The 13563-nt window shown below is 39.6% G+C and carries 10 protein-coding genes; 6 read left to right on the top strand and 4 right to left on the bottom strand.

The window, feature by feature from the left end; genetic code table 11:
* Positions 1-80: 80 nt before the first annotated feature.
* The 4 genes from PN471_RS14160 to PN471_RS14145 all read right to left on the bottom strand — a co-directional run bounded on the left by PN471_RS14160 (position 81) and on the right by PN471_RS14145 (position 5384).
* Positions 81-680 carry a superoxide dismutase gene (locus PN471_RS14160; protein WP_271777398.1) on the bottom strand — a complete coding sequence of 200 codons (600 nt, stop codon included), beginning with the start codon at positions 678-680 and terminating at the stop codon, positions 81-83.
* Between the two features lie 348 nt (positions 681-1028).
* The gene (locus PN471_RS14155) at positions 1029-2645 is read right to left on the bottom strand and encodes a bifunctional pantoate--beta-alanine ligase/(d)CMP kinase (RefSeq protein ID WP_271777397.1); all 1617 of its coding nucleotides are present in this window, start codon (positions 2643-2645) and stop codon (positions 1029-1031) included.
* 272 nt (positions 2646-2917) lie between these two features.
* Positions 2918-4033 carry a septal ring lytic transglycosylase RlpA family protein gene (locus PN471_RS14150; RefSeq protein ID WP_271777396.1) on the bottom strand — a complete coding sequence of 372 codons (1116 nt, stop codon included), beginning with the start codon at positions 4031-4033 and terminating at the stop codon, positions 2918-2920.
* 919 nt (positions 4034-4952) lie between these two features.
* Positions 4953-5384, bottom strand: a complete 432-nt coding sequence (locus PN471_RS14145) for a Crp/Fnr family transcriptional regulator (RefSeq protein ID WP_193890650.1) — start codon at positions 5382-5384, stop codon at positions 4953-4955.
* A gap of 116 nt (positions 5385-5500) precedes the next feature.
* Between PN471_RS14145 and PN471_RS14140 the strand changes: the two genes are divergently transcribed.
* The 6 genes from PN471_RS14140 to PN471_RS14115 form a co-directional block, all read left to right on the top strand.
* On the top strand, positions 5501-8440 hold the full coding sequence (locus PN471_RS14140; protein ID WP_271777395.1) for a UPF0182 family protein: 2940 nt from the start codon (positions 5501-5503) through the stop codon (positions 8438-8440).
* Positions 8441-8926: 486 nt separating this feature from the next.
* The gene (locus PN471_RS14135; protein ID WP_193890643.1) at positions 8927-9322 is read left to right on the top strand and encodes a hypothetical protein; all 396 of its coding nucleotides are present in this window, start codon (positions 8927-8929) and stop codon (positions 9320-9322) included.
* A gap of 340 nt (positions 9323-9662) precedes the next feature.
* Positions 9663-10055: a lactoylglutathione lyase gene (gene gloA, locus PN471_RS14130; RefSeq protein WP_193890640.1), complete on the top strand. Its 393-nt coding sequence runs from the start codon at positions 9663-9665 to the stop codon at positions 10053-10055.
* Positions 10056-10147: 92 nt separating this feature from the next.
* A complete protein-coding gene (gene clpB / locus PN471_RS14125; protein WP_193890637.1) occupies positions 10148-12766 on the top strand; it encodes an ATP-dependent chaperone ClpB in 2619 nt (872 codons plus the stop codon).
* A 115-nt stretch (positions 12767-12881) separates the two neighbouring features.
* Positions 12882-13196 (top strand): hypothetical protein, encoded by a 315-nt coding sequence (locus PN471_RS14120; protein WP_271777394.1) that lies wholly within the window; start codon positions 12882-12884, stop codon positions 13194-13196.
* Positions 13197-13272: 76 nt separating this feature from the next.
* Positions 13273-13563, top strand: a 291-nt coding sequence (locus PN471_RS14115; protein WP_271777393.1) for a hypothetical protein, incomplete at its 3' end; no start/stop codon positions are given.

The raw sequence follows: 13563 nt of genomic DNA, 5'->3' as shown, positions 1-13563 counted from the left end.
ACCGAACAGTATTGGATAAGGGGTAATAAGTAAAAATCTTAGCAATTACCCATTACCCATTACCCATTATCTATTAAAATCTAAGCGGCGAAATTCGCAGCCACAAAATCCCAGTTCACCAAATTATCTAAGAAATTCTTGATGAATGCGGGACGAGCATTTTTGAAGTCAATGTAATAAGCGTGTTCCCAAACGTCAATGGTTAACAGTGCTTTTTTACCATGTGCGAGGGGGTTTTCGGCGTTGGGGGTTTTCATGACTTTTAGTGTACCACCATCATCAACCAACCAAGCCCAACCGCTACCGAATTGAGTAGCAGCAGCATTGGAAAATTCTTCTTTGAATTTGTCGAAACTACCAAAATCCTGATCAATTTTAGCAGCTAATGCGCCTGTAGGAGCGCCCCCACCCGCTGGTTTCAAGCAATTCCAGAAGAAGGAGTGATTCCAAACCTGAGCAGCATTGTTGAAGATTCCAGCTTTTGTAGAATCACCAAAAGCGATTTGAATTACTTCCTCCAAAGACTTGTGAGCTAATTCTGTACCATCAACAAGCTTGTTCAAATTATCTACATAAGCTTTATGATGCTTACCATAGTGATATTCAAAGGTTTCAGCCTTCATGCCATAGGATTCTAAGGCATCAGAAGCAAAGGGTAAAGCTGGTTGGGTAAATGCCATTTTGTGAAATCCTCTCTTTACTGTTTTCTAGTTGAAAGCCATTGCCAGAGCTAGGCAAATTACAGGTTTCGTATTCAGGAATTTTATACAAAACTTAACATTGCTATTCTACTACCAAAGTGAAAATTCCCACCAATTAGTTTATAAACAACGCAAATTTCATCTATTTAGAGCAAACTCCTCTCTGCGCCTCTGCGCCTCTGCGTGAGAAAAAAGCCTAATATCCACCGCAAGATAGATGAATGAATCTAGAAATAGTTTAGGATGTAGTTCAAAGCACTGAAAGGCGCTCACCACTGTTTTGCCCTTGAGGAATTTGGTCCCAGGGCCTGCGCCCCTACGGGTGATCTACCAATGGGATAGGCGCTGGTTGTAATGGCTAATGATTTGTGCTGCTACTTCAGAAGCAGTTAAACCGTCGGTTTGCAGTTCAATGGCATCAGCCGCTTTTTGCAAAGGGGAGACTTTCCGGGTGCTATCTTTGAAGTCGCGTTCAGCAATCTCCTGTTCTAGTTGTTCTAAACTCAAGATTGAACCTGTTTTTTGAAAGTCTTGCTGACGACGACGCGCTCGTTCACCGACGGAAGCGGTTAAGAAGATTTTGATTTCCGCATTGGGGAAGACGTGAGTGCCTATGTCTCGACCTTCTGCCACTAACCCCCCGCGTTGTCCCCAACTTTGCTGCTGTTTGACCAAGGCTTGACGAACTGCACTTTGGGCAGCGATCGCCGATACTAGAGATGTTACCTCAACTGTGCGAATTTTTTGAGTAACGTCAATGTCATTAATCTGGACTCGGACGGGAGTTTGCAGACTTTGACTAGGAGTGAGTTCGATTTTGCAGCGAGTGGCTAATTCCGCCACAGCACAATCGTCATCAATGGCAATTCCCTGTTCCATGACTAGCCAAGCGATCGCCCGGTACATAGCACCAGTATCCAAGTACACCAAACCTAATTCCTGAGCCACTTGACGAGCCACCGTAGATTTACCAGCACCAGCCGGACCATCAATAGCAATAATCGGTTGGCGTAATCCATTATTACCATCGCGCAAAATCGTATTATCAATTAACCGTGTAGAACCAAGACGAGCAGCGATCGCCAACATTCCTTCATCCTCAACTTTTTCTAAAAACATCAACGTATTCGGTTCAACCAATTCAATATATTCCAAGCTGATAGTGCTAACTTTTGCGATTTCTTGCCGCGCTAATGCTATGAGTTCACCACTGTCACGAACGCCAGCCCGAAACGCCGCTTCAGCTTGTCCTAAACCTTTAAATAACACAGTTGCTTGCTCTTTTTCTGTAGCCGTCAAATATTGATTACGAGAACTTAAAGCCAAGCCGGACACCTCCCGCACCGTAGGACAAGGAACAACTTCTACTGGCAAATTCAAATCAGCTACTAACCGTTTAATAATTGCCAATTGTTGACCATCCTTTTGTCCAAAGTAAGCTCGGTCAGGTTGTACCAAGTTTAAAAGCTTAGTGACAATAGTTGCCACACCAGTAAAATGACCTGGACGAAAATTACCACACAAGCTAGATATCATATCAGATGGAGGGATCACTTGTGTCACTTGAGTTGCTGCTATATTCTTCCCCGGTACACCAATTTCTTCCGGAGTTGGGGCAAAAACTACATCAACTCCCGCCTGTTCACAAAATTCTCGGTCTTGTGCCAAAGTGCGAGGATAGCATTGATAGTCCTCGTTCGGTCCAAATTGCAGAGGATTGACAAAAATACTCACAATTACCGTCGCATTTTCCTGTCTAGCCCGTTTAATCAAACTTAAATGCCCCTGATGTAACCCTCCCATAGTTGGCACTAAACCAACCGCTGTGGGATACCAACTGGTTTGTTCATCCAGTCCGAGATCATCTGGTAGCCTCAGATGGCCTTGCCAGCGACGATGATTTAAATAGCAGCGTAAAGCTACAACTGTTGTCAGCACGAGCACAAAATACCCCTAGTTTCTATCCTTTCCCCCGTTAGTGTATATCCGATAGCGCAGCGTGGCGCAAAGGATAATTGGGAGATAAAATCGAAGAACCAGGGGAACTGAATCGTGAAAAGCGAAAACAGAGTCACGAAGAGGAAAAGGGCAGAGGCAAGGGGGAATATTGGGACTTAGCTGGCAATCAGTCCTGTATAAGCTTCATAGAAAGACGGGGCTTCCCCCGCTCGCTGCTCCCTTCCCCACTGCCTCTTCCGGTTGTCACAGGAAACGGGTTATTTTCCTAAAACCTCAAGACTAACTGGAGCAACACCACTGCTGATCATGCCCAAAATCCGCGCCGCACCGGCGGAAAGGTCAATAATTCGACCTCGGATGAAGGGACCTCGATCATTGATTCTGACAACCACAGAACGACCATTACGGGTGTTAGTGACACGGATTTTTGTTCCCATCGGTAAGCTACGATGAGCCGCAGTTAGTCCTTCGGGATTATATCTTTCGCCACTGGCGGTTTTATTGCCAGACCAATCATATCCATACCAAGAAGCTATCCCCCGGAAACTGATATTGAGATTACCGAAGGCAATCTTCCGGGGTAGACTGGCACTAGGAACTGATTCACTAACAGGTAAGTTAGCAATTGTCTGAATGGGAGAAGCGTTGCCGATTAGTCTCCGCAGTCTATTAGTTGCTTGTAAGGCATCCTGGGCAAGATTTTCTGTGGTATCTGCTAATCTAGTACCCGCATTGACTTCTACCAGTTCCAGACCGTCAATGGTAATGGTGTAGCGAGCCACTGACGGTTGTTGACGGAGGAAGCCTTTTTTATCGGCTTTATTGTTAATTACGGAATTATCCGCTGTTTTCCAACTGACAGTAATCTTGCTGGCATCTACATTGTTCTGGATGAGTTCGTTAATTCTAGCGGCGATCACACTAGCTTTCTGAATTGGATCATTGTCAATGGAGCTAACTTGTTTGTTAAAATTGATTGTATTACCAGTATTGCTAAAACTGGCAACTTTGGCTGTATTGGTAGCAACAAGAGAGTCAGGATTGATATTCTCATTATTGCCAATTACTCCAACCTTAGTTTTGTTGTTAGTAACTGGGGTAGAACCCAAAAAAGTCAGAACAGGAATGTCCCGAACATAAAGAGTAGCTGCTTGTAAACCTTTGATACTGTGGGGATGAATCCTAGTAATCACAGCATCCGAGGTAGGTTTTCCTGTTGGGGATTGGTATTCTCCTACTTTGACTGCACCACTGATAGATGATGTTTGCCTAGTAGGGGAACTTTCCTCCCTGGTTTGAGTTCGACCAACTGAGGGTAAACCCAAAACGGCCAGAATTACGGCAACTATAGTCCACAAATGTCTTTGATTCATGCGTCCGATTTTAAAGCGACTGTAGAACTTAAGTTTTCTTTAGCTAGAGGTTTTCACCTTGTGAACAGTGACTCTCGCTGGAGACTTGAACCCGTTCCGCTTTCACTTTGTGTTTTGTAACTCGAATACATTAACATGAATTTTCGGGCTTGGGGATCAGGGTTTTAGCGGAAGTCTCCAGGATATGGCTAAATTTATAGTTGAGTTTAAGCTTGTAAACCGTCTTCAAGTCAGGATTTTGGCTATGTAACGTTTTTTTGAAGATTTTTATATTTTCTTCGGGAAACTTCATATTAAGCGATCGCCTAATTCCACCATGACTACCTAATATTTATCCTCAGTAGTTGTAAATTCTGAAGTATCGAAAAAATCATCTATCTCTTTTGTATCTAGATGAAATTTTACTGCCAATAGTTTACTCCTCAAAAGATATCACCAGCGTCAACATCCTTGGACTCTTTTCACCCCACACCTAGTTTTTTATCTCTGGTTTTAGTAAGTAAATATATTGAAGTTGCCTGAATAATTAGTCGTAATTAATACAATTACTGTCAAGCAATAACAGTGATCTATCACCAGTAAGTATTTATTCTTATCCCCAAATAAATCATCAATGAGACTATACAAAAAATGTAAGTAAGCGTGCATAAATACACTTATTGAGTATATGAAAATACATACTTACTCAGTATCCACAGGGTTAAATCAGTAATCAATTTTATATCAAGCTATCAAACTTATATCTGATCCAGAAAAGCCAGAAATGTTACCATTAGCACTTTTAGACATTCTTTCAGACATGATTCGTCGAGTGTTTTTTCAATGTGTTTATCTGCTTAACTATTGTCAGAATCAGGATGTCCAGGATGAAACCAGAGCTTTTATCACTAATTACCCATTACCAGCCTCAAGGAGATAACTAGCAACTTGAGTTAATATTTTCATTGAGTTTCCGAATTAAACGAGATAACTCACGAATAATATTCACCGCAATTTCTGGAGTTTCTTCAATAGCATCATAAAGTTGTTCTTGGGTAAGTTCCAAACATTCACAAGATTCTAAAGTAGTAATAGCAGCGGAACGAGGTTGAGTATCGAATACCGCCATTTCACCAAAGTAGTTTCCCTTGTCAACTTCTGCTAACTTGGTATCACTAATATGGACTTTAACCCGACCAGATACTAAGATATACAGCGATCGCCCTTCTTGTCCTTGCTGAAAGATTGTATAATTAGCTGGGTAGGATAACTCATTCATTACAGAAGCCAGCCTGACAATGAAATCATCCCGCAGTTCTTTAAAAATGGGGACTTGTCTTACAAACAATAACCGATCAACACTGGTAAGCATAATTACTGATGACAATTGTGAGAAAATTACCGACTTATGATCTACTTTCTAGAAAATTATTCTCCCACAGAAACTTACAATTATCTACACAGCACCGGAAGTGTTGAGGTTCGCATATGAAAACTATTCAAGTTTTGATAGGATGTTTGGGTGTGTGGCTATTCTTAGATATAGCTGCTCATTTGGGTGCGGAAATTTTTTGGTTTCAGGAAGTTGGTTATATAGAAGTATTTTGGCAACGATTGTTAATTCAGGGGGGTTTATGGTTGTTTGTTGTGAGTGTGAGTGCTGTTTACTTGTTAGGAAATCTCTCTTTAGCTCAAAGGTGGAAATATCCTCCCTCTCCTAATTTTATGTCAGTACAGGAGCTAAAAATTAGTCGAAAATTAACAAGTTTTCTTAGTCCTCAGTATCCTAGAAATAATCAATCTCCTCAATGGGACAACTATACCAGTAAAATTAAATTGCGATCGCTCTTACCTCTAATATTAGGGTTAATTTTTTTGGTGTGTCTGATGCTAACACACTATGGAAACGTTGCCCTCTCCTATTGGTTAGAGCAAGTTAATCAATCTAGTTTATCAGTACCACTGTTATTTCGGTCTGAGATAATTTTACAGTTAGGAAAACAGATAATTTCTCAACCTTGGTCTTTAGGACTATTGGGGGGGTTGTCTATGGCTATATTAATTTATAGCAAATTGTGCCTGGGAGCGATCGCTATTATTTTTAGTCTCAGTTTTGGCTGGATATTATCTCAACATTGGTCAAAAATTCTCTTATCTTTTCATCCTATTTCCTTTGATCATCCTGAACCATTATTTGGTAAGGATATCAGTTTTTATATTTTCCATCTCCCCTTTTGGGAACTTTTAGGATTTTGGTTAATAGGATTATCCCTATATGCTTGTATTAGCGTTATTCTCACCTATTTATTATCAGCAAATAGTCTCAGTAAAGCTGTTTTTCCTGGGTTTTCTGCTCCACAAATGCGCCATTTATCGGGATTAGTCGGTTGTTTAATGTTAGTCGTATCTTTAAATTATTGGCTCAGTCGTTATCAACTGCTTTACTCGGTTCGCGGTGTGAGCTATGGAGCTAGTTATACTGATGTTCAAGCCCAACTACCAGCAGATACAATACTATATATTCTATCATTAGCTATAGCCTTATACTTATTATGGTTAACTGTATTTTGGCAACAAAAATCTTCACATCATCGCCGGCTAATTTATGCTTTAGGTATTTATATAACTTTGATACCTATAGGTAACTTTATTGTACCTATGACTGTACAAAATTTTATCGTTGAGCCAAATGAATTACAAAAAGAACAACCTTATATAATGCGAAATATCGCCCTAACTCGTCAAGCATTTAATTTGGATGTGATTGACTCTCAAATATTTAACCCCACGGGAAAACTCACAAAAGCAGATATCGAAGCCAATGAATTGACAATTAGAAATATTCGGCTTTGGGATCAAGAACCATTATTAAAAACCAACCGTCAATTACAACAAATTCGCCCTTATTATAAATTTACCGATGCTGATATTGATAGATATTTAATTAAAAGTAACGGTAATCAAGAAAAACAACAGGTACTAATTGCCGCCAGAGAATTAAATTATCCAGATGTTCCTCCCCAAGCACAAACATGGGTAAACCAAAATATGATTTACACGCATGGTTATGGCTTCACTATGAGTCCCGTGAATACCGTTGCTGCTGGTGGATTACCGGAATATTTTGTTAAAGATATTGGCGAAAATGGTAGCGTATTAAATACTTCTAGTGCTAATATTCGTGCCAGTATTCCCATCGGACAACCCCGAATTTATTATGGAGAAATTAGTAATACTCATGTCATGACTGGAACAAAAGTTAAAGAATTAGATTATCCCAGTGGTAGCGATAATGTTTATAATAGCTATGATGGATTAGGTGGTATTCAGATCAACTCCCTATGGAAAAGATGGCTATTTTCCATATATTTAAAAGACTGGAGGATGATATTTACACAGGATTTTCTGCCAGAAACTAAAGTATTATTTCGACGAAATATTAATCAACGAATTCGCACCATTGCTCCTTTTTTAAAATTTGATAGTGATCCTTATTTAGTTGTAGCAGATGCCCATATAGATGGTCAAAATCAACAATTTCCTGGTAAAGAAAATTATCTTTATTGGATAGTTGATGCTTACACCACAAGCGATCGCTATCCTTACTCAGACACCGGTAAAAATAGTATTAACTATATCCGTAACTCTGTTAAAGTCGTCATTGATGCTAATAACGGTACAGTCAGATTTTACATTGCTGATGCTTCCGATCCATTAATTACGGCTTGGTCAAAAATATTTCCTAAAATGTTTCAACCACTGAAGAATCTACCCGTCAATCTCCGCACTCATCTCCGCTATCCAGTAGATTATTTTAAAATTCAGTCTGAACGCTTAATGATCTACCACATGACAGATCCCCAAGTATTTTATAATCGAGAAGATCAATGGCAAATTCCCAATGAAATCTATGGTAACGAAAGCCGTAAGGTTGAACCATACTATTTAATCACCAGTCTCCCCAACGTTTCCTTTGAAGAATTCATCCTCCTACTTCCCTACACACCCAAACAACGCACCAACTTAATCGCTTGGTTAGCAGCACGTTCCGACAGTGAAAACTATGGCAAATTAGTATTATATAACTTTCCCAAAGAACGCTTAATTTATGGACAAGAACAAATTGAAGCTAGAATAAATCAAGATCCAGTTATTTCTCAACAAATTTCCCTCTGGAATCGTCAAGGTTCAAGAGTAATTCAAGGTAATCTTTTAGTAATTCCTATTGAACAATCATTACTCTACGTTGAACCAATTTATTTAGAAGCCACACAAAATAGTTTACCAACATTAGTGAGAGTAGTAGTAGCCTATGAAAATCGCATCATCATGGCACCCACCCTAGAACAATCACTACAAGGAATCTTTCAACCAGAACTCGCACCACCAGCAACTATTATTCGTCCCCTAGAAGACGAAATTGGCTAACTCCTCCCGTAAGGGATACAGGATGTCCAGGATTAAAGGATGAACAGGATGAAACCAGAGCTTTTATTACCAATTACTTATTACCAGCCTCAACGAGATAACTAGCAACTTGAGTTACTAACTGTATTTTTAATATCCACGTACTACTTCAGGTATATATTCACATAATAAAAAACAAAACTATTGACAGAGATAACTAATCTTTACTTTTGATAAACCTATAATCAGAAGCCATATACAGCTTTACCCAAACCAATCATAGACCTAAATTAAAAGTTTCAACATCGAACATCAGTCACAATTAAAACAGACTTTATATTGAGGGGTTTGCTACTTGGTTCTGTCACAGTTGTCAATTACAGCGCTTTCTGATGTTATGATGTACGGTTTTTATATCCGTATGTGGGCAGGGCCTGCGCCCTCCATTGTATTTCATAAAAACGAGAATTGCTGTAAGAACCATTATAGATAATTAAGGAAAATAAGATGTATATAGAGCAGGTATTGGGAAATACATTCATGACCGACAATACCAACTTGTCCATTCGTCAAGGTGCAGTTCAACAAGAAAAAGTCCAAGTGCAATATCACAACATCCAAATACCAGATTTAGCACTATCTTTAGCTCCTCTGGGATTTATTTTTGTTTGGGCTATTTTTCTCCTGCTTTTTCATAAAATCCGCACCAATGCAGATGATCAGGTATGTGTAAAAAACAAAATTCTACAAAAAGTCCCTTGTAAAAAATGTCAATTTTTTGCCAATAACCATTATTTAAAATGTGCCGTCAAGCCTGATACTGTTCTCACAGAAGAAGCCATAGACTGTTCTGAATACGTGCCAAAAAAAGTTAGCTTTTCCCATAAAAACTTATTTCACTAAATACCAGATCCCCGACTTCTTAAAGAAGTCGGGGATCTATTTTTGAGCTAAGTAATGGGACAGAATTAATTACACAACTGATTTTTCTGTTCCCTGTTCCCTGACCACACAAGTAAATTCACAGAATCAAACCGGATTCCTATACATAATGGTTAATTTGTACAGTACGTAAGTCCTAATTTCTTACATCTGAAATTAAAATCAATTTTACCACAAGCCGCTGCTGAAATTAGTTAAGATAGAATTATCAACAATTTAGCAATTAAAAGCAGAATTAAACGCAGATTTCGGGAAAATTCCCTATCAGATATAAAATATAAGAATTGAATAAAAGTTAAATATGCGATTACTACACACAATGCTTCGCGTCGGTAATTTAGAAGATTCCTTGAAATTTTACTGTGATGTTCTGGGAATGAAGTTACTTCGCCGTAAAGATTACCCAGCGGGAGAATTTACCCTGGCTTTTGTCGGTTATGGAGAAGAAAGTGATCATTCAGTTTTAGAACTCACCCACAACTGGGGCGTAGAAAAGTATGATTTAGGTAATGCCTATGGTCATATTGCTTTGGGTGTGGATGATATTTACGCTACCTGTGAGACTATTAAACAACTGGGTGGTAAAGTAGTTCGAGAACCAGGACCTATGAAACATGGTTCAACCGTCATTGCTTTCGTGGAAGACCCAGATGGTTATAAGGTTGAATTGATTCAGTCGAAAACTCCAGCATAATTGAGGGTAGCGGGTAGGAAGAGAACTTCTTTACCCATTACTCAATTCCCCCCTAAACTTAAATTACAAGTCTAAAATCTAAAATTTTACAAATGCAGCCTACAGATCCTGATAAATTTACTGATACAGCCTGGGAAGCGGTAACGAAATCCCAAGACGTGGTTCGTGCTTATAAACAACAACAATTAGAAGTTGAACATTTAATTCTCGCCCTTTTAGAAGAACCTACCAGCCTAGCTACAGCCATTCTCACCCGTGCGGAAGTTGATTCTGTGCGCTTCAAACAACAACTAGAGGCCTTTACCCAACGTCAACCCAAGGTTGGTAAAAGTGATCAACTTTACCTAGGGAGAAATTTAGATATCCTCTTAGACAAAGCTAATGAAATTAGAGCCAAAATGAGAGAGGAGGAAATCTCAGAAGGGCATATAATTTTAGCGTTTGCAGATGATGAACGTGTTGGTAGACGATTATTTAAAAGCTTAAATATAGATCTTGCTCAGGTAGAACTTGGGGTTAAATCTACTCGCAATAGTCCCAAAGCAAAAGCATCTTCAAAAGCAGAAGCAGATGTAGCAGAGGAGGCTTTGAAAAGATTTGGACGAGATTTGACAGAACAAGCAAAAGCAGGAAAATTAGATCCTGTGATTGGGAGAGATGATGAGATTCGCCGGGTAATTCAGGTATTGTCTCGACGTAGCAAAAACAACCCTGTATTAATTGGTGAGCCGGGAGTTGGCAAAACTGCGATCGCCGAAGCTTTAGCCCAAAGAATGGTCAATGGTGACGTTCCTGAATCTTTGAAGAACCGCCAATTAATCTCTTTGGATATCGGTAGCCTGATTGCTGGAGCAAAATATAGAGGTGAATTTGAAGACCGCTTAAAAAATGTCCTCCGTGAAGTTACGGAATCAAATGGGCAAGTAGTCCTCTTTATTGATGAACTCCATACCGTTGTCGGCGCTGGTTCTAATCAACAAGGTTCAATGGATGCCGGAAACTTACTTAAGCCAATGTTAGCGCGGGGTGAATTGCGTTGTATTGGGGCAACCACCTTAGATGAATATCGCAAATTTATTGAAAAAGATGCAGCACTAGAAAGAAGATTTCAACAGGTATATGTAGATCAGCCAACAGTTGAAAATACAATTTCGATTTTGCGAGGTTTGAAAGAACGTTATGAAGTGCATCATAATGTTAAAATTTCCGATTCCGCTTTAGTCGCTGCTGCAACCTTATCAGCGCGGTACATTGCTGATCGCTTTCTACCAGACAAAGCCATAGACTTAGTTGATGAAGCCGCAGCGAAATTGAAAATGGAGATTACATCCAAACCTGCGGAATTGGAAACCATTGATAGACGCTTAATGCAGCTAGAAATGGAAAAGCTGTCATTATCTGGAGAGGAACAGAGTATTTCCCCAACAAGAGAACGATTAGAACGGATTCAACAAGAAATTGCTACTTTAACAGTCAAACAGCAAATATTTAACGAACAATGGCAAGGTGAGAAGCAGTTGTTAGAAGCTATTAGCGGGTTGAAAAAAGAAGAAGATGCAATGCGGGTACAAATTGAACAAGCAGAGCGAGACTATGATTTAAATAAAGCCGCTCAACTCAAGTACGGTAAATTAGAGGGAGTGCAAAGAGAACGAGAAGTCAAAGAAGCGAAACTTTTAGAAATTCAAACCCAAGGTTCAACTCTGTTGCGCGAACAAGTTACGGAAGCCGATATTGCCGAAATTGTTGCTAAATGGACAGGAATCCCGGTAAATCGGCTTTTAGAATCCGAACGGCAAAAATTACTGCAATTAGAAAGTCATTTACACGAACGGGTAATCGGTCAAGAAGAAGCCGTTTCCGCCGTCTCTGCGGCTATCCGTCGCGCCCGTGCGGGGATGAAAGACCCGGCTCGCCCCATTGGTTCATTTTTGTTTATGGGACCAACTGGCGTGGGTAAAACCGAACTCGCCCGCGCCTTAGCTCAGTTTCTCTTTGATTCTGATGATGCTTTGGTGCGTTTAGATATGTCCGAATACATGGAAAAACACTCAGTTTCCCGCCTCGTGGGTGCGCCTCCCGGATATGTTGGTTATGAAGAAGGGGGACAACTTTCCGAAGCAATTCGCAGACATCCTTACTCAGTTGTGCTTTTAGATGAAGTAGAAAAAGCCCATCCCGATATCTTTAATATTTTGTTACAGGTATTGGATGATGGTAGAGTTACGGATTCCCAAGGACGGGCGGTAGATTTTCGGAATACTGTCATAGTCATGACTAGCAACATCGGTAGTGAACATATTTTGGATGTAGCTGGTGATGACTCTAAGTATGATATGATGCGAAATAGAGTTATGGAAGGTTTGCGAAGTCACTTCCGCCCCGAATTTCTCAACCGTATTGATGACTTAATTCTATTCCACGCGCTTAATCGTTCAGAAATGGGGCATATTATCCGTATTCAACTCAAACGGGTGGAAAATCTCCTTAAAGAACAAAAAATCTCCTTTGAAATATCCCAGTCCGCTTGTGATCATCTTATCGAAGCTGGTTATGATCCGATTTACGGCGCACGTCCATTAAAACGGTCAATTCAGCGAGAGGTTGAAAATCCCCTAGCGACAAAGTTACTGGAAAATACTTTCATTGCTGGTGATACTATCATCATTGATAAAGCTGAAACCGGGTTAAGTTTTAGTAAAAAACTTTAAATAAATTTTCATTAATAAATAGGGGGCTTTCTATGGAACTGATTTCTTCATTAGGGATGACACCTGAGTTCGGTGTTAGGAGTTTCTCCTTCGGAGACGCTACGCGAACGGAGTTATGTTTTTTTCAACGAGATCATCAGGGTTTGAGACTCATACTTGGGGCAGTTTTCCACAAATTATCTTATGTCGAACTCAGGTGATGACAGGTTCGCAATATCTTTCCCAAGAAAGATTTATTAGTTATCATCATCAGTCGCGGTTATTGTTTTCGTTGGGTAGTCAGGTTGAAAATGTTCTAGAAATTGGTATTTTTAATTCTTTATTTACAGAAACACTCAGACAAAATAACTATAACGTCACCACTGCGGATATTGATCCCAATCTCCTCAATGGTGAACGGAAAAAAACCGAAATATGTAACGAAAAGTAAAGTTGCCCAAAACCTGTTCCTTGTTACCTTGTCATAACGACAATTTTTAACGCCAACCTACTGATCACCAAAATATATGACAACCAACCCACCAATTCTCACTTATACTCTGGAAGAAATATTATCTCGTTTGGATCAAAAGATAGAGAAGCAATTTACCGAAGTCAATCAAAAAATGGATCGGCAATTTGCTGAAGTCAACCAAAAAATGGATCGGCAATTTACCGAAGTCAACCAAAAACTAGAAACTATTGATGGTAGACTAAATAAACTGGAAATTGGACAAGCAGAACTATCAGGGGAAATTAAAACCTTAGATAAAAAACTATCAGGGGAAATTAAAACCCTAGACGAAAAACTATCAGGG

This window comes from Aphanizomenon sp. CS-733/32, from assembly GCF_028330045.1.
In the GTDB taxonomy this organism is placed as follows: domain Bacteria; phylum Cyanobacteriota; class Cyanobacteriia; order Cyanobacteriales; family Nostocaceae; genus Dolichospermum; species Dolichospermum gracile.
The sequence above is the reverse complement of the archived record's forward strand: the minus strand, read 5'-3'. Positions and strand labels throughout refer to the sequence as shown.

Coding starts and splice junctions, on each gene's coding strand:
- PN471_RS14160 (WP_271777398.1), bottom strand. CDS start 680: ATGGCATTTACCCAACCAGCTTTACCCTTTGCTTCTGATGCCTTAGAA.
- PN471_RS14150 (WP_271777396.1), bottom strand. CDS start 4,033: ATGAATCAAAGACATTTGTGGACTATAGTTGCCGTAATTCTGGCCGTT.
- PN471_RS14145 (WP_193890650.1), bottom strand. CDS start 5,384: ATGCTTACCAGTGTTGATCGGTTATTGTTTGTAAGACAAGTCCCCATT.
- PN471_RS14140 (WP_271777395.1), top strand. CDS start 5,501: ATGAAAACTATTCAAGTTTTGATAGGATGTTTGGGTGTGTGGCTATTC.
- PN471_RS14135 (WP_193890643.1), top strand. CDS start 8,927: ATGTATATAGAGCAGGTATTGGGAAATACATTCATGACCGACAATACC.
- gloA (WP_193890640.1), top strand. CDS start 9,663: ATGCGATTACTACACACAATGCTTCGCGTCGGTAATTTAGAAGATTCC.
- clpB (WP_193890637.1), top strand. CDS start 10,148: ATGCAGCCTACAGATCCTGATAAATTTACTGATACAGCCTGGGAAGCG.
- PN471_RS14120 (WP_271777394.1), top strand. CDS start 12,882: ATGTTTTTTTCAACGAGATCATCAGGGTTTGAGACTCATACTTGGGGC.